Annotated in this window: 13 protein-coding genes and 3 pseudogenes; 7 read left to right on the top strand and 9 right to left on the bottom strand. The window is 70.7% G+C overall.

What is annotated here, in order from left to right; translation table 11 throughout:
- Window positions 1–17: 17 nt before the first annotated feature.
- The 4 genes from GLX30_RS12390 to GLX30_RS12405 form a co-directional block, all read right to left on the bottom strand.
- Complete coding sequence (locus tag GLX30_RS12390) at window positions 18–983, bottom strand: zinc-binding dehydrogenase (RefSeq protein WP_159687362.1); 966 nt, start codon at window positions 981–983, stop codon at window positions 18–20.
- 63 nt (window positions 984–1046) lie between these two features.
- Window positions 1047–2612, bottom strand: coding sequence for an alkaline phosphatase D family protein (locus GLX30_RS12395; RefSeq protein ID WP_159687365.1), 1566 nt, complete (start codon window positions 2610–2612; stop codon window positions 1047–1049).
- A complete protein-coding gene (locus GLX30_RS12400) occupies window positions 2609–3205 on the bottom strand; it encodes a phosphoesterase (RefSeq protein WP_159687368.1) in 597 nt (198 codons plus the stop codon). Before GLX30_RS12400 ends, GLX30_RS12395 begins: the two co-directional genes overlap by 4 nt.
- Before the next feature lie 285 nt (window positions 3206–3490).
- Complete coding sequence (locus GLX30_RS12405; protein ID WP_159687371.1) at window positions 3491–4702, bottom strand: NADP-dependent malic enzyme; 1212 nt, start codon at window positions 4700–4702, stop codon at window positions 3491–3493.
- A 524-nt stretch (window positions 4703–5226) separates the two neighbouring features.
- Here GLX30_RS12405 and GLX30_RS12410 point away from each other — a divergent pair.
- The 3 genes and pseudogenes from GLX30_RS12410 (at window position 5227) to GLX30_RS12420 (ending at window position 7955) form a co-directional block, all read left to right on the top strand.
- On the top strand, window positions 5227–6174 hold the full coding sequence (locus tag GLX30_RS12410; protein WP_159687374.1) for an ABC transporter substrate-binding protein: 948 nt from the start codon (window positions 5227–5229) through the stop codon (window positions 6172–6174).
- Between the two features lie 44 nt (window positions 6175–6218).
- A pseudogene (locus GLX30_RS12415) lies at window positions 6219–7182 on the top strand (amino acid ABC transporter permease).
- Window positions 7179–7955, top strand: a complete 777-nt coding sequence (locus tag GLX30_RS12420) for an amino acid ABC transporter ATP-binding protein (protein ID WP_279632591.1) — start codon at window positions 7179–7181, stop codon at window positions 7953–7955. The pseudogene GLX30_RS12415 and the gene GLX30_RS12420 overlap by 4 nt, the downstream one beginning before the upstream one ends.
- Before the next feature lie 99 nt (window positions 7956–8054).
- Here the strand turns inward: GLX30_RS12420 and GLX30_RS12425 are convergent, their stop codons facing one another.
- Window positions 8055–8744, bottom strand: a complete 690-nt coding sequence (locus GLX30_RS12425) for a class I SAM-dependent methyltransferase (protein WP_244258440.1) — start codon at window positions 8742–8744, stop codon at window positions 8055–8057.
- Window positions 8745–8907: 163 nt separating this feature from the next.
- Here GLX30_RS12425 and GLX30_RS12430 point away from each other — a divergent pair.
- A pseudogene (locus GLX30_RS12430) lies at window positions 8908–9516 on the top strand (CGNR zinc finger domain-containing protein); the annotation flags it as partial.
- Here the strand turns inward: GLX30_RS12430 and sodX are convergent.
- Window positions 9441–9858 (bottom strand): annotated as a pseudogene (gene sodX / locus GLX30_RS12435) (nickel-type superoxide dismutase maturation protease). The pseudogenes GLX30_RS12430 and sodX overlap by 76 nt on opposite strands.
- A 149-nt stretch (window positions 9859–10007) precedes the next feature.
- Here sodX and sodN point away from each other — a divergent pair.
- Window positions 10008–10403, top strand: coding sequence for a superoxide dismutase, Ni (gene sodN / locus GLX30_RS12440; RefSeq protein ID WP_159687380.1), 396 nt, complete (start codon window positions 10008–10010; stop codon window positions 10401–10403).
- 83 nt (window positions 10404–10486) lie between these two features.
- Window positions 10487–12088: a glycosyltransferase family 39 protein gene (locus tag GLX30_RS12445; protein ID WP_244258128.1), complete on the top strand. Its 1602-nt coding sequence runs from the start codon at window positions 10487–10489 to the stop codon at window positions 12086–12088.
- A gap of 46 nt (window positions 12089–12134) precedes the next feature.
- On the opposite strand, the gene GLX30_RS12450 is transcribed toward GLX30_RS12445, so the two are convergent.
- Complete coding sequence (locus tag GLX30_RS12450) at window positions 12135–13115, bottom strand: LysR family transcriptional regulator (RefSeq protein WP_159687386.1); 981 nt, start codon at window positions 13113–13115, stop codon at window positions 12135–12137.
- Window positions 13116–13308: 193 nt separating this feature from the next.
- On the opposite strand from GLX30_RS12450, the gene snpA reads away from it, so the two are divergent.
- Window positions 13309–13965, top strand: coding sequence for a snapalysin (snpA, locus tag GLX30_RS12455; RefSeq protein ID WP_159687393.1), 657 nt, complete (start codon window positions 13309–13311; stop codon window positions 13963–13965).
- A 78-nt stretch (window positions 13966–14043) separates the two neighbouring features.
- Here snpA and GLX30_RS12460 read toward each other — a convergent pair whose 3' ends face one another.
- Together GLX30_RS12460 and GLX30_RS12465 are read right to left on the bottom strand one after the other, a co-directional pair.
- The gene (locus tag GLX30_RS12460; protein WP_159687396.1) at window positions 14044–14487 is read right to left on the bottom strand and encodes a DUF6304 family protein; all 444 of its coding nucleotides are present in this window, start codon (window positions 14485–14487) and stop codon (window positions 14044–14046) included.
- Between the two features lie 48 nt (window positions 14488–14535).
- Window positions 14536–14871 (bottom strand): hypothetical protein, encoded by a 336-nt coding sequence (locus GLX30_RS12465; protein WP_159687400.1) that lies wholly within the window; start codon window positions 14869–14871, stop codon window positions 14536–14538.
- Between the last annotated feature and the right edge of the window lie 318 nt (window positions 14872–15189).

The following is a 15189-nucleotide window of genomic DNA, read 5'->3' on the forward strand; positions in this document are numbered from 1 at the left end:
GCAGAACTGACGCACCATCAAGAGCTGGTCAGGACAATCTTGCCGAACAGCTCACCGGTGGCCATCTTCTCGAAGCCCTCCCTGGCCCGGTCCAGCGGCAGCACCTCGTCGATGACCGGCCGCACGCCCGTGGCCGCGCAGAACGAGAGCAGGTCCTCGAGCTCGTCCTTGGAACCCATCGTCGAGCCGACGACCTTCAGTTCGAGGAAGAAGATCCGGGTGAGCTCGGCGTGGGCGGGCCGGTCACCGCTCGTCGCCCCGGAGATCACCAGGGTCCCGCCCGGCCGCAGCGACTTGACCGAGTGGGACCAGGTCGCGGCACCGACCGTCTCGATGACGGCGTCCACCCGGCGCGGCAGCCGCGCGCCCGGCTCGTACGCCTCCTCTGCCCCGAGCTCGACGGCGCGCTTGCGCTTGGCCTCGTCGCGGCTGGTGGCGTACACCCGCAGGCCCGCGGCCTTGCCGAGCACGATCGCGGCGGTGGCCACGCCGCCGCCCGCGCCCTGCACCAGTACCGAATCGCCGGGACGCACACCGGCGTTGGTGAAGAGCATCCGGTAGGCGGTGAGCCAGGCGGTCGGCAGGCAGGCTGCCTGCTCGAAGGTGAGTTCCTTCGGCTTCGGCAGCACGTTCCATGTGGGCACACTGACCTGCTCGGCGAAGGTGCCCTGGTAGCGCTCGGTGAGGATGGAGCGGGGCTCGTCGGGGCCGACACCGTGGCCGCTCTGCCCGATCACGGAGTGGAGGACCACCTCGTTCCCGTCCTCGTCGACACCGGCGGCGTCGCAGCCGAGGATCATCGGCAGCTTGTCCTCCGCGAGACCGACCCCGCGCAGCGACCACAGGTCGTGGTGGTTGAGGGAAGCGGCCTTGACGGTCACGGTCGTCCAGCCGGGACGGGCCTGAGGTGCCGGGCGTTCGCCCAGTTCAAGGCCGTTGAGCGGCTGGTCGCGGTCGATGCGGGCGGCGTAGGCGGCGAACATGACCTTGAGAGTAGGGCGGACCGGTGCGTGGCGGAACCACGCACCGGTGTGACACGCGTCCCGCTACTCCCGCCGCCACTGGGCCGGCGAGTTCTTCGTCGCCGGGTCCTCGTACGAACCGGTGCCGCCCCGGTCGACGTGGAAGCTCGTCAGCGTGGTGACGGGCGACGCCGGGTCCCGGCGGTCCGCGATCACCCTCATGTGGGCGCTGAACCGCTCCGGGGTCACCTCGTACACGTCGTAGCCGTAGCGGTTGCCCTCGAAGTACTTCAGGTGCGGGTTGGCCGCGCCCATCAGTGGGCCGTTCGTCCGGTTCCAGTCCGCCGAGTAGGCCCCCGACGTGACGGAGTGCGCGGTGAACTCCGTGCCCACGACCGGGGACGAGGGGTCGTCGAAGTCGGTCCTGATGTCGTCGACGAACGCGGAGTGCCAGTCACCGGTGATGACGACGAGGTCCTCGAGGCCACTGCTGTGCACATGGCCCAGCACCTCCTTGCGCTCCGCGAGGAAGCCGTCCCACTGGTCGGTGAACATGTACGGGCCGCCCGGCCGGCCCCTCAGCTGACTGAGCATGATCGAGTTGGCCCAGACGTGCCACGCGTCGGGCGCCCGGTCGATGCCCCGCTTCAGCCAGGACTTCTGCTCCTGGCCGAGGATCGTGCCGTCGGGAAGGTTCTGCGCGGAGCGGTGCGAACGCAGGTCGAGCACCGTCAGTTCCAGCAGGTCGCCCCAGCGGCGGACCCGGTGGATCTCCGGATCGGGAAGCGAGAAGGCGCTGTCGTCGCGGTGCGGCTGGTGTTCGTACCAGGCCTGGTACGCGGCGGCCTTGCGCTGCATGAACGGCGCGCCGCCGCCGGTGCCCGAGTAGTCGTTCACCACCTCGTGGTCGTCCCAGGTCAGGAACCAGGGGTGGGCCGCGTGCGCCTCACGCAGGGAAGCGTCGCCCTTGTAGAGGGCATGGCGGCGGCGGTAGTCGGCGACGGTGAAGACCGACGGGCCCTCGTGATCGCGGACGTGGTCCGCGGGGACGCCGCCGACCTGGCCGTGTTCGTAGACGTAGTCACCGAGATGGACCACGAAGTCGACGTCCTCGCGGGCGATCCCGCGGTGGGCGGCGTAGAACCCGTCGTGGAACGCCTGGCAGTTGGCGGCGGCGAACCTCACCGGGCGGGTGCCTCCGGCCGGCGCGGTGCGGGTGCGGCCGACCCGGCTGGTCCTGCCCAGCGCCTTGAAGGCGTACCAGTAGCGGGTGTCCGGGCGCAGCCCCGGGACGGGGACATGAACGCTGTGGCCGAGGGTCGCCGAGGCGGGGGCCGTGCCGCGGGCGACGACCCGGCGAAGTGTCCGGTCCAGGGCCACGGTCCACTCGACCTCGACGACCTCGGGCAGAGGCTGCTCGGCGGCCAGCGGTTCCGGCGCGAGCCGGGTCCACAGCAGCACGCTGTTCGGAAGCGGGTCACCGGAGGCGACCCCGAGGGTGAACGGGGCCGGGTCGTAGTCGGCGCCGAGCGCCTCCGCCGCCTCGCGGGCCTGCGCCGGGGACAGCCCGGCGCTCAGCGGCCACGCCAGGTTGAGGGCGCCCGCGACGGCCGCCGCCTTGAGCAGGTTCCGTCGGTCGATCCTGGTCATGTGAGTCCCCCCGTGCGCGTGGCCCCGGCCCTGGCCGTCAGACCGAGCGACATCCCGTCGGCGTACCCGTCATTGGACGTCCCGCCGCCGCTGCGGGTGAGGACGAGCAGCAGGCGGGCGCTGCGGGCGCCGGGCGGCACGGCGGCGGACGCGGTGCGCTCCAGCAGAGCCGTGCGTGCTCCGCGGTCCGCGGAGGTCACTGGCCCGAGCACGCTCAGCGCCACCGGCGTGCCCTTCGCGTCGCGGAACTCGACGGAGAGCCTGGCGCCGTCCTCCTGTGCGGCGTACCCGCCGAGCCAGGCGGTCAGGGTGTACCGGACCCGGCCCGCGTCCACGGCCACCCGACCGGTCGGACCGGTGCGGGGCAGCTCGATGTCCTGCACGAGCGCGGTACGGGGCGAGTCGCCCCCGCTGAAGAACCGGGAGCCGCGGCGGACGGGCCCGGGGTCGGCGGGGGTCGGATAGCCGCCGCCCACGCTGTACCCGACGAGCGCCGGGGCGCCCTGCGCGACGACCCAGCCGGTCACGCTGCCGACGGGCTCGGCGCTCCCTCCCGGCCCGCTCTCGGCATCGCCGTTGACGACCAGATTCACCAGTGCCTCCTGGGGACGTGTGTCGGCCGCCGACGCGGACCGCGGAGCATCACAGCAGCACCGGATGAACCCCGGAAGACCCCCACGGGAACACCCGCCCCGATTCGGCCACACGCCGCACCCGCCCCACCGCGTCACGCCGTCGGACGCGCCCGCCTCCCCGTGCGCCCCTCCACGGCCAGGGCAGGGCCGGGCGGAGGCGCCTGCGGACGCGAACGGGCCGTGTCGTACCCCCGCACGGGATACGACACGGCCCTGTTCGTTCAGCCGCGGTGCCGACTCGGGTCAGCGGCGGGCGACGCCCTCCGCCCGGGCTGCCGCGGCCACCGCCGCGGTCACCGCGGGGGCGACCCTCTCGTCGAAGGGCGAGGGGATCACGTAGTCGGCCGAGAGCGCGTCACCGACGACGGCGGCGAGCGCGTCAGCCGCCGCGATCTTCATGCCCTCGGTGATCCGGGACGCCCGCACCTGCAGCGCGCCCGCGAAGATCCCCGGGAAGGCGAGGACGTTGTTGATCTGGTTCGGGTAGTCCGAACGGCCGGTGGCCACGACCGCCGCGTACTTGTGCGCGACGTCGGGGTGCACCTCCGGGTTCGGGTTGGCCATGGCGAAGACGAACGCCCCCGGCGCCATGGACGCGACAGCGGCCTCCGGCACGGTGCCGCCGGAGACGCCGATGAAGACGTCCGCGCCGGCCAGCGCGTTCTCCAGGGAGCCCGAGAGACCCGCACGGTTGGTGAGCTCGGCGAGCTCACGCTTGACCGGCGTCAGGTCCTCGCGGTCACGGCTGACGATGCCCTTGCGGTCGGCGACCGCCACGTCGCCGAGACCGGCCTCCAGCAGGAACTTCGCGATCGCCACACCGGCCGCGCCGGCGCCGGAGATGACAGCGCGCAGGTCACCGAGCGTGCGCCCGGTCAGCTTGGCGGCGTTGCGCAGGGCGGCGAGGGTCACGACGGCGGTGCCGTGCTGGTCGTCGTGGAAGACGGGGATGTCGAGGCGCTCCTGGAGCTTGCGCTCGATCTCGAAGCACCGGGGTGCCGAGATGTCCTCGAGGTTCACTCCGCCGAAGGACGGCGCGAGACGCACGACGGTCTCGACGATCTCGTCGGCGTCGGTGGTGGCGAGGGCGATCGGGACCGCGTCCACGCCGCCGAACTGCTTGAAAAGGATCGCCTTCCCTTCCATGACCGGGAGGGATGCCTCCGGTCCGATGTCTCCGAGACCGAGCACCGCCGTTCCGTCCGTCACGACGGCGACGACCTGGGACTTCCAGGTGTAGTCGTGCACGAGCTCGGGCCGCTCCGCGATGGCGGTGCAGACCTTGGCGACGCCGGGTGTGTAAGCGAGGGACAGGTCGTCCTTGTTCCGCACCGGCACGGTGGCCTGGACGGCCATCTTGCCGCCGCGGTGCAGTGCGAACGCCGGATCGAAGGGCTCGTCGGCGCTCTCCGTGTCGGCGCTGTCGCTGCGAGGATTGACGATCTCCGCTGCCATGTGGTTGACCCCTTAGGTCTTCATCAGTTGAGGGTGGCCACTCCTGGTTGAGGAGGGGTGGGCGGGCACCGCGTCCGTTCCCTGCACCAGGGCGGTTGGCCCGCCCGGGCAGGGGGAGGTACGTACGCGCGGGCGCGCCGCACACGCGCCCTGAGCCCCGGATGAGGGGTGTAAGGATCCTTCTTACCGGACGGACCACACCACGGACGAGTCGATATGCGCTCGGTGACGCGGTTCATAGCCAGAAACCCGGACAAGCCCGCCAGGTGCAGCTGAACCCGTCCAGAAGGCATGACGACCGAAGATCTTCCGGCCGGAAGAAGGCTTTCCAGCGAATGGTCCGGCCTTGATGTACCGGCCCGCCGGGGTTCGGGGGTGACCCGTTATCCGATTTTGACATGCGTGGCCCCCTGAATGGGCTCGTCCGAATGGCAAGATGCCGAAAACAGACAAGGTCGCGACACTCGAAGATGAGTGCAGTACGACCTGGTAACTCCACCTTCACCCGCCGGAGGACCCCGATCATGACCGCAAGCACCAAGCGCCGCACGACCGCCGCGAAGTCCCGCATAGCCGCGGTCAGCGCCATCGCGGTCGCCGGCGCCATGCTGCTGACCGCCTGTGGCGACCAGACGGACAGCGGCGCCAAGGAGTCGGAGACCAAGGGGAACGCTTCGGCCGCGCCGCTGAACGACAAGCTCCCCCAGGCGATCCGCGACAAGGGCGTCATCAAGGTCGGATCCGACATCGCTTACGCCCCGATGGAGTTCATGGACGAGGGCAACAAGCCCGCGGGCGTGGACATCGACATCGCCAAGGCCCTCGGCAAGGTCCTCGGGGTCGAGTTCCAGTTCGAGAACTCCACCTTCGACCAGCTTGTCCTCGGCATGAACAACGGCCGCACCGACATCGTGATGTCGTCGATGACGGACACCAAGGAGCGCCAGCAGGGCGCGACCGAGGACGCCAAGGGCGGTGCCGACTTCGTCAACTACTTCAAGGCCGGCTCCGCGATCCTGGTCCAGAAGGGCAATCCCGAGAAGGTCAGCACGCTGGACGACCTGTGCGGCCTGACGGTCGCCGCCCAGCGAGGCACGGCCAACGAGGCGCTGCTCAAGGAGACGCAGAAGAAGTGCGGCTCCGACAAGATCAAGGAGTTCATCTCCGACCAGGACTCCGACTCGATCACGCAGCTCCAGACCAAGCGTGCCGACGCGGTGATCACCGACTTCCCGGTCGCCCTCTACAACGAGCTGAACGCGGGCGGCGGCAACCTCTTCGAGGTCGTGGGCGAGCAGATCGACGCCGCGCCGTACGGCATCGCGGTGAGCAAGAAGAACACGCAGCTGCGTGACGCTCTTCAGGCGGCCGTCCAGCAGATCATCGACGACGGCTCATACGGCGAGGTGCTGAAGGAGTGGAAGGCCGAGAACGGCGCCATCGAGAAGGCAACGGTCAACGCCGGCAAGTGACGCCACTCGCCGCCACAACCTCCCTCATGTAAGGCAGCAACTCTGTGACTGACCCCCTCGACAAGGTGCCGGCCGACGTCCCACCGGACGGCGGCCGGGACGCCTCCCCCGCTACTCGGGGCCCATCAAGGCCGTCCCCGTGCGCCACTACGGGCGCTGGATCAGCGCCGTCGTGGTGCTCGGACTCCTCGCGCTGCTGGTGCGGGCGTTCGCCGACGCCCAGATCCAGTGGAGCGTGGTCGGTGACCAGATCACCAACGGCACGTTCGCCTGGGGCGCCTGGGAGACCCTGAAGATCACCGTCTACTCGATGGTGATCGGTGTGGTCCTCGGCGCGATCCTCGCGGTGATGCGACTTTCGCCCAACCCGGTGCTCTCCTCGGTGGCCTGGGGCTACATCTGGTTCTTCCGCGGCACCCCGGTGCTGGTGCAGATCCTGCTGTGGTTCAACCTCTCGCTGGTCTTCCAGTACCTCGACCTCGGTTTCATCTACCGGGACGAGATGAACCAGGTCATGACGCCCTTCGTGGCGGCGCTGCTGGCGCTCGGCCTGAACGAGGCCGCGTACATGGCCGAGATCTGCCGGGCCGGCATCCAGTCGGTCGACTCGGGTCAGACGGAGGCGGCGCACGCGCTCGGCATGAAGGGCGGCAAGACGATGCGTCGCATCGTGCTGCCGCAGGCCATGCGGGTGATCATTCCGCCGACCGGCAACGAGTTCATCAACATGCTCAAGACCTCCTCGCTGGCGTTCGCCATCGGCTACGGCGAGCTGTTCCTGCGGGCCGTGAATTCGGCTCCCGGACGCTCGCCATCATGGAGGGCTACATCGTGATCTCGCTCTGGTACCTGGCGCTGACGACCGTGTTCAGCATCGGCCAGTACTACCTGGAGCGGTATTACGCGCGCGGTTCGAGCCGTTCGCTGCCGCCCACGCCGCTCCAGCGGCTGCGCAAACAGCTGTCGTCGTTCCGTGTCCAGAGCAACGTCGGAGGCGTGAAGGTATGAGTTCCCAGTCGACGCAGCCGATGGTGAAGGCCGAGAACGTCCACAAGTCGTTCGGCCATGTGAAGGTCCTCAAGGGCATCGATCTCGAGGTCGCGCACCGTGAGGTGTTCTGCCTGGTCGGCCCGTCCGGATCCGGCAAGTCCACCTTCCTGCGGTGCATCAACCACCTGGAGCAGATCAACGGCGGCCGACTCTCGGTCGACGGGCGACTGGTGGGTTACCGCGAGAAGGGCGACAAGCTCTACGAGCTGAAGGAGAAGGAGGTCGCAGCGCAGCGCAGGGACATCGGCATGGTCTTCCAGCGCTTCAACCTCTTCCCGCACATGACGGCCCTCGCGAACGTCATGGAGGCTCCGGTCCAGGTCAAGGGCGAGTCGAAGGCCGTGGCCCGCGAGCGTGCGCTGAAACTGCTGGACCGGGTGGGGCTGGCCGACAAGGCCAAGAACTACCCGACCCAGCTCTCCGGCGGTCAGCAGCAGCGCGTCGCCATCGCCCGTGCGCTGGCGATGGAGCCGAAGCTGATGCTCTTCGACGAGCCGACGTCGGCCCTCGACCCCGAGCTGGTGGGCGAGGTCCTCGACGTCATGCGAGGCCTCGCGGAGGACGGCATGACGATGATCGTCGTGACCCACGAGATGGGCTTCGCCCGTGAGGTCGGCGACGCGCTCGTCTTCATGGACGACGGCGTGGTCGTCGAGGCCGGCCACCCGCGTGAGGTGCTCGGGAACCCGCAGCACGAGCGGACGAAGTCGTTCCTCTCGAAGGTGCTCTGAGCTGCCGAGGGCACTCTGATGCGCCGGAAGCGCTCTGCGCGGAACCGGCAAGGGGCGGTACGGACCCGGTGGTCCGTACCGCCCCTGCGCGTTCCGCCGCTACTTGAGGGCCAGCACCAGCGCGTCCGACGGCGACGCCCACACCGGGCGCGCCTCGGCGAAGCCGGCCGCGCGCAGGGCCTCGGCGTGCCATTGGGCGGAGGGGGTGTCACCGTCGGCGTGCTCACCGTAGATGCGGAACCGCTCCGCGGTCGGCTCGGCCAGGACCGGGTCCTTTGCGGCGAGCGCCCACCACTCGGCCCAGTCGAGGGCGCCAGCATCCCTGGCCCGTTCCATGCCCGCGTGCCGGTGCGCCCGCTCCGCGGCGTTGATACGGGGTGTGGACGCGTCCTTCATGTGGTCGGCGTTCATGAAGACGCCGCCGTCGCGGACGACAGTGCCGATCTGCCCGTAGAGCGCGGCGAGCGGTTCGCTGTGGAGCCAGTGCAGCGCGGTGGCGGTGAGCACCGCGTCGTACGAGGTGTGCGGCAGGGACGCCGTCCATGCCGGGTCCTTGAGGTCGGCGGTGACGAGCGCGACGCGCTGGTCACCGGCGAAATGGCCACGGGCGATCGTCAGCAGGGCGGGGTCGAGGTCGACCCCGGTGCTGGTGGCCTCGGGGAACCGCGCGAGGAGCCGGTCCGTGATGCTTCCCGTACCGCAGGCGAGGTCGAGGACCCTCGGCTTCGGTCCGACCGTGGCCTCGACCATGTCCAGCATCACCCGGAACCGCTCCTCACGGTCGGGCATGTACCACTCCTGCTGCCGGTCCCAGCTCTCCTGCCAGGCCCGCCAGTCGGTGCCCGCCGCCGTGCCCTTGTCCGTCCCGCCCACGGAAGCCTCCCGTCCGTAATACCCTCGATTGATAAGCAGCCGTTACCCTCACCCTAGAACGCCGCTGTAAGGACTACAAGTGGAATTGGCCTATTACTCGGACTACGCCGTGCGGCTGGTCAACACCGAGGAGCCGGCTCGCGGCAAGGACTCCCTCACCTCGGTCGAGGCCGTCCGCGAGCTCTTCGGCGCGTCGTCCCAGGCCGCCCGCCGCGCCCACGACTCGGACGTCACCCGTTTCCGCTCGGTACGGGGCCGGCTGCGCGCGGTCTTCGCCGCGGCCGACGCGGGTGAGGAGACCCAGGCGGTCGACCTGCTCAACTCGCTGCTGCTGGAGTTCCCCGTCAGCCCGCAGATCTCCGGGCACGACCACCGGGACGAGGACGGCCGCCCCAAGTGGCACATGCACCTCGCCGACCACCCTTCGAACGCGACCGCGGGCTATGCCGCGATCGCCGCGATGGGACTGGCGTTCCATCTGACCGAGTACGGCGTCGACCGCCTCGGGCTCTGCCAGGCCGCGCCCTGCCGCAACGCCTACCTGGACACGTCCACGAACCGCTCGCGCCGCTACTGCTCCGACCGCTGCGCGACCCGGGCCAACGTGGCCGCCTACCGGGCGCGCAAGCGTCTGGAGAGCGAGCGGTCGGGTCCCACCGGCCGCACCGCGGATAGCAGCCAGGAGACGGCCCCGTCACGGACCGCTGATCCCGGGCGAGGGGACGGAAGCGGCTGCGCACCCGGCCGAGCAGCAGCTCGGGCGGCACCACCCGAAGACACGGCTGTCGCCGTCGGCGCCGGGGTTGTCGCCGAGCACCCACCATCCCCCGTCGCGCCGTTCGGCCAGCCGCTTGACGATGAGCAGGTCCTGCTGCAGCGGATGGCGGAGCACCGCAACGTCGCCGACCCGCAGCGAGGCCCGGTAGTCGACCAGCAGCTGGTCCCCGTGGACCAGCGTCGGAACCATCGACGGCCCGGTCACCTCGGCGACCCCGAACCGGGCCCTCGGCTCCCGCCCCTGCTCGGTCATCAGCCACCTCCGACTCCCACTGTATGTTCGGCCACCGGCCCGGCACGGACCCCGGACTTTTGACCTAAGCCCAAGGGGCACCCGCCAAAACGGGTCCCTCACGGAGTAATGTCCCACCTGAGAAGACGATCACGAGGAAGGACAGCTCAATGCTCTCCCGCCTGTTTGCCCCCAAGGTGAAGGTCAGCGCCCACTGCGACCTGCCTTGCGGTGTCTACGACCCGGCCCAGGCCCGCATCGAGGCGGAGTCGGTCAAGGCCGTCCAGGAGAAGTACCAGGCCAACGAGGACCCGCACTTCCGCGCCCGTGCCACGGTCATCAAGGAGCAGCGCGCGGAGCTCGCCAAGCACCACGTCTCGGTGCTCTGGAGCGACTACTTCAAGCCGCCGCACTTCGAGAAGTACCCGGAGCTGCACCAGCTCATCAACGACACCCTGAAGGCGCTGTCCGCCGCCAAGGCGTCCACGGACCCGGCGACCGGCCAGAAGGCCCTCGATCACATCGCCCAGATCGACAAGATCTTCTGGGAGACCAAGAAGGCCTGACCTCGCGTCAGCTTCCCGCACCCGGCCCGCGGGGCTCCTCATCCGGAGTCCCGCGGGCCGGGTGCGGCCGTATGAGGCGGCAAATGGACGTACCGCCTCCGGTCCCAGTGGTTGCGGCGTCGCGAGGAGGAGCCATCGAGCTTCGGGAACAGGCCACGGCAGAGGACATCCCGACCGGCGCTCCGGCCGGGATGTCCGCCCCGGTCGGGGGACAGCCCGCACCGGCGGACCGGTCCGGCCGCGTGCACTCCTTCCTCGCCCCCGCCGCCCTCGCCCTGGTCCTCGGGCTGTGGGGCATCACCCGGCAGGGCACGATGTGGCGCGACGAGTCCGTCACCTACCAGGTCGCGCACCGGAGCCTCCCGGAGATCTGGGCGCTCCTGCAGAACGCCGATGCCGTCCATGGCCTCTACTACGTCCTGATGCACGGCCTCTTCGCCCTCTGGGACGGCGGTCTCGTCACGCTCCGGCTGCCGTCCGTGCTGGCCGTGGCCGTGGCCGCCGGGCTGGTGGGACTGACCGGGTGCCGCCTCGCCGGGCGCAGGGCGGGCCTGTCGAGCGGCGCGGTCTTCGCGCTCACCCCCGAAGTGCAGATGTACGCCCAGGAGGGGCGCTCCTACGCGCTCGTCTGTGCGCTGGTCGCACTCGGCACGTATCTGCTCCTGCGCTGCCTGACCGAACCGTCCCGGCGACTGTGGATCCTCTACTGGCTCTCCCTGCTCGCCGCGAGCTGGCTCCACGAGTTCGCCGTACTGGCGCTGCCCGCGCACGGCATCACCGTGCTCGCTTCCCGCGCGGACCGGCCCGTCCGGCGCGCATGGGCGGTGGCGGCGGCCGCCGTGGCCGCCGGCCTGGTACCGCTGGTCCTGCTCAGCGCGGGCCAGTCCGGCCAGGTGTCGTGGATCAGCGGTCCGAAGCCCAGGGAGTGGCTGGAGATCACGGGCGTGGCCCTGGTGGCCGCGCTCTGCGCGCGGTACCCCGTCCCCGGCCGCAGACCCGTCCTCGTGCCGCGTCTCGCCCTGCCCCTGACGGTGCTCCCGACGGCCGTACTACTGCTGTCGGCACTCCACGAGCCCTTGTACGTGGACCGCTACGTCCTCTTCACCGACATCGGCTTCGCCCTGCTCGTCGGCACGTCGATCAGCGCGCTCGTCACCGCCGTCTCCCACCGTGGTCCGCTCCGCGCCCGGCTTCCCCGCACCGCGGCCCTGGCGGCGACGGCTCTCGCGGTCGTGCTCGCGCTCACTCCGGTGACGCTTCAGATGCGGAACCCCGACAGCAGGAAGGACGACGTGACGGCCGTCGCCGAGGAGGTCCGGCGCGTCTCCGCCCCCGGCGACGGGGTCGTCTTCGCGCCCTCACGCCGGCGCGAGTGGAGGCTTTCGTACCCGGAGGAGTACGACGGCCTCGTCGACCTCGCGCTCCGAACCGCCCCACAGGCCTCCGCGTCCCTCCAAGGCGTGGAGTTCCCCGCTACCGAGATCCGCACCCGCATGCTGTCGATGGACCGGATCGTGGTGCTGAGCGACCCGCCGGGCCAGCCGGAGGACACCGTGCCGCAGGAGGCGGTCAAACGCGACGTCCTGCGCTCCCACTTCCACGAATGCTCCCGCACCCGGGTGAAGGGTGCTCAGGTGACCCTCTACGCCCGCGGCCGGAGCTGCCCGCCGGTCAGGGCCGGCTGATGGCCTGACCGGTCACGTGCTTCCCCCTTGGTCCGCCCGCGGGCTGTCAGGCCGCGGGCAGCGGGGCCGGTTCCGCCTGGTGCAGCAGGGGGCTCTTGTGGCGGAGCAGCCATTGCCTGTAGGCGGCCGCCCGCAGGGCCGCCTCGCGGTAGGCGGCGGTCAGATCCGCGTACACCGACTCGTACAGCTCGCCCGAGGGCCCGGGTCTGGAGAAGAGCAGCAGGCGGACGGCGAGCGGGTCGCCGCGGAGCGGGCGGACGGCCATGTCCTCGCGGGGCATGGAGGTCGGCTGGCAGGGGGCGACGACCTCTCCGACCGCGATCAAGGAGGCGGCCGTGTGGTAGTCCCCGTGCAGGACGGGCGGATCGATACCGGCCGCGCCCAGTACCCGCCGCAACCCGTCCCACTCCCCGTCCACCGTCGGGTCGACCATCCAGCGGTCATGGGCCAGGTCGGCGAGGTCCACGACGGGGCCGGCCGCGGCGGGGTGGTCCCGCGCCAGAGAGACGAACTGGGGCTCCCGCTCCACGAGTACCCGCGCGCGCAGTCCGTCCGGCACCAGCAACGGGCACCCCTCCACCTCGTGCACGAAGGCGACGTCGAGCTGGCCGGCGGCGACCATCCGCAGCAGGGCATTGGCGGACACGTCCATATGGAGCGAGATGTCGGTGCCCGGCAGCCGGTCACGCAGGCGGCGCAGCCAGCCGGCGAGCGCCCGGCTGGCGGTCGACCCGATGCGCAGCAGCGGACCGCCCTCACCGGCCGCGGCGGCCTTCGCCTCCACGACGAGTGCGCCCATCTCCGCGACGAGCGGCCGTGCCCGGCTCAGCACGGAACGGCCGAGCGGGGTCGGCCGGCAGCCGGTGCGCTCCCGTGAGAAGAGCGCCGCGCCCAGAAAGTTCTCGATGCGTCGCAGTTGCGTCGTCAGGGACGGCTGGCTGACACCGAGCTGCCGGGCGGCTTTGTGCAGGCTGCCGGTGTCGGCTATGGCGCACAGCGCACGCAGGTGCCTCACCTCGAGCTCCATGCTCCCGAGCGTAGAGCTGCACCAACTGCCACACCAGACACCGTAGTCGGGGCAGGACGGGCGGATCGGGACAGGCTGCTGCGGAGTGGGTGATGCGCCGGCGCTATCCCCTCCTGGCATCATCCGCGCGGCGGTGCGCCTGCCCGAGACTTCGGCTACCGAACGTCGTTCATCGAACGAGTAGGAGCCCCCCATGCGTCACACCAGAACGTTATTCTCCGCCGTCGTCGGTCTGGGCCTCGCCGCCGTCCTCGGCACCGTGCCCGCCACCGCCGCCAACTCCCCTGCGGCCGCGGTGACATCCTCCTCGGCCTCGTACGCCGCGTACGAAGGCTCCGCCGAGGACGCGAAGGCGACCAGGGCCTTCTTCGACGCCGTGGTGAAGTCGGTCGCGGAGAAGCGCGCGGCGAACCCCGGCGCGCAGGCCGTGACCGTCGTCTACAACGCGAGCAACGCGCCCAGCTTCCGCACCCAGATAGCGCGCAGCACCCAGATCTGGAACGGCTCGGTCAGCAACGTCCGGCTCGTCGAGGGCTCGGGCGCCGACTTCGCCTACTACGAGGGCAACGACTCACGCGGCTCGTACGCGAGCACCGACGGGCACGGCCGCGGCTACATCTTCCTGGACTACCGGCAGAACCAGCAGTACAACTCCACCCGCGTCACGGCCCATGAGACCGGGCACGTGCTCGGGCTGCCGGACCACTACTCGGGTCCGTGCAGCGAGCTGATGTCGGGCGGCGGCCCCGGCACCTCGTGCCAGAACGCCTACCCGAACTCGGCGGAACGCTCCCGCGTGAACCAGCTCTGGGCGAACGGGCTCGCGGCCGCGATCGCCAAGGTCTCCTGACCCGACCCGGCCACAGGGAAGGGCGCCCCGCAGTGCACGGCGGGGCGCCCTCTCGCGTCAGCCGCGACCTGGTGGTGGTCAGGCCTGGGCCGGTTCGCGCCGGCCGAGCTCGGCGCCGGGCGGCAGTTGGCGGCGGATGCTGCCGAGCGCGTCGTCGAAGTCCCCGTCCGCGACACCCGCTTCGTAGGCCGCACCGCCGTAGTGCAGCGTCAGATTGAGGTCCGACCGGTCGAGGGGCGGCACTCCTCCTGTGGGCTCACCCAGTGTCAGCAGACAGCTGAGGGTCGCCTGCTGGACCGTGCCGTCCGCGTGGACGGGCAGGGGCATGTCCCATTCCAGGACGCAGGAGGCCAGCACCTGGGACGCCCCCACCGCCCTGAGGGTGGCGAAGGTGGCCCCCTCGTACACAACGCCTCTGATGGATGTGCGCAGTTGGCCGCCGCTCGCCGATATGGTGACCGATTCCGCGCCCTGCCGGTCGCGGTACCAGCCCGCCCAGGCTTCCGTAGACTCCGATGACATGCGCGGACTGTAGCGGTAGGGCCGAGCGGGCCGCGCCGCAGGTGCCCCTCAGGATGTGCCGGCCTCCCGGCCGGCGGCGTCGTCGGGCGCTTCTCCGGACGGTCCCGCCGCGGATCCTTCGGAGGCACCCGGCCCGCCCGGCTCCTCCGGCCGGCTCACGCCGCCGGAGGCGTCCGGCCCGCCCGGGTCGGACTTCGCCCCGCCCTCCGGTGGGACGTAGAGCGGACAGTCGGGATTGCGGCAGGGACCCGGCTCCCACAACGGGACGTACGTGCCCAGCGTCTTGTGCCGCTTCACCACCGACTCCACCGGTTGCCCGCACGCGGCGCACACCTGCTTCGGGTCGTGACTCGTCCGCGGTACTTCACGTCCTTTGCTGCCCATGCGGACAGAATATGTCGGTATGGGCGGCTCGGACAGCGCAGCCTTGCGTCAGCCCCTGCGGGCAGCCCTTCCCGTCGCCCTGCCTCACGACCACACCGTTGCCCGAGGCCCGCACGGACTCCGGCGAGAAGGCCGGCACCCGGAAGGGGGCACCGGGGCCTCTCCTCCCCGGGCTGCCGGTGAAGCCCGTCGATGGACACAGCGATGAAGTAGCTGAACTTCGGCAGACCGGCCCTCTGATCGTCGGACACCGCAAAGACCGCCGACGGCCGGGCACACGCCCGGACCCGGTCGGATCCGCAGCCCGCACCACTTCAA

The sequence above is a fragment of the Streptomyces sp. Tu 2975 genome (assembly GCF_009832925.1).
Classification (GTDB): Bacteria; Actinomycetota; Actinomycetes; order Streptomycetales; family Streptomycetaceae; genus Streptomyces.

Excerpts from the sequence above, each read along its gene's own strand:
- GLX30_RS12395 (WP_159687365.1), bottom strand. The coding sequence starts at position 2,612 with ATGACCAGGATCGACCGACGGAACCTGCTCAAGGCGGCGGCCGTCGCG.
- GLX30_RS12445 (WP_244258128.1), top strand. The coding sequence starts at position 10,487 with ATGGACGTACCGCCTCCGGTCCCAGTGGTTGCGGCGTCGCGAGGAGGA.
- GLX30_RS12425 (WP_244258440.1), bottom strand. The coding sequence starts at position 8,744 with ATGCCCGACCGTGAGGAGCGGTTCCGGGTGATGCTGGACATGGTCGAG.
- GLX30_RS12405 (WP_159687371.1), bottom strand. The coding sequence starts at position 4,702 with ATGGCAGCGGAGATCGTCAATCCTCGCAGCGACAGCGCCGACACGGAG.
- GLX30_RS12420 (WP_279632591.1), top strand. The coding sequence starts at position 7,179 with ATGAGTTCCCAGTCGACGCAGCCGATGGTGAAGGCCGAGAACGTCCAC.
- GLX30_RS12390 (WP_159687362.1), bottom strand. The coding sequence starts at position 983 with ATGTTCGCCGCCTACGCCGCCCGCATCGACCGCGACCAGCCGCTCAAC.
- GLX30_RS12410 (WP_159687374.1), top strand. The coding sequence starts at position 5,227 with ATGACCGCAAGCACCAAGCGCCGCACGACCGCCGCGAAGTCCCGCATA.
- GLX30_RS12465 (WP_159687400.1), bottom strand. The coding sequence starts at position 14,871 with ATGGGCAGCAAAGGACGTGAAGTACCGCGGACGAGTCACGACCCGAAG.
- snpA (WP_159687393.1), top strand. The coding sequence starts at position 13,309 with ATGCGTCACACCAGAACGTTATTCTCCGCCGTCGTCGGTCTGGGCCTC.
- GLX30_RS12450 (WP_159687386.1), bottom strand. The coding sequence starts at position 13,115 with ATGGAGCTCGAGGTGAGGCACCTGCGTGCGCTGTGCGCCATAGCCGAC.
- GLX30_RS12460 (WP_159687396.1), bottom strand. The coding sequence starts at position 14,487 with ATGTCATCGGAGTCTACGGAAGCCTGGGCGGGCTGGTACCGCGACCGG.
- sodN (WP_159687380.1), top strand. The coding sequence starts at position 10,008 with ATGCTCTCCCGCCTGTTTGCCCCCAAGGTGAAGGTCAGCGCCCACTGC.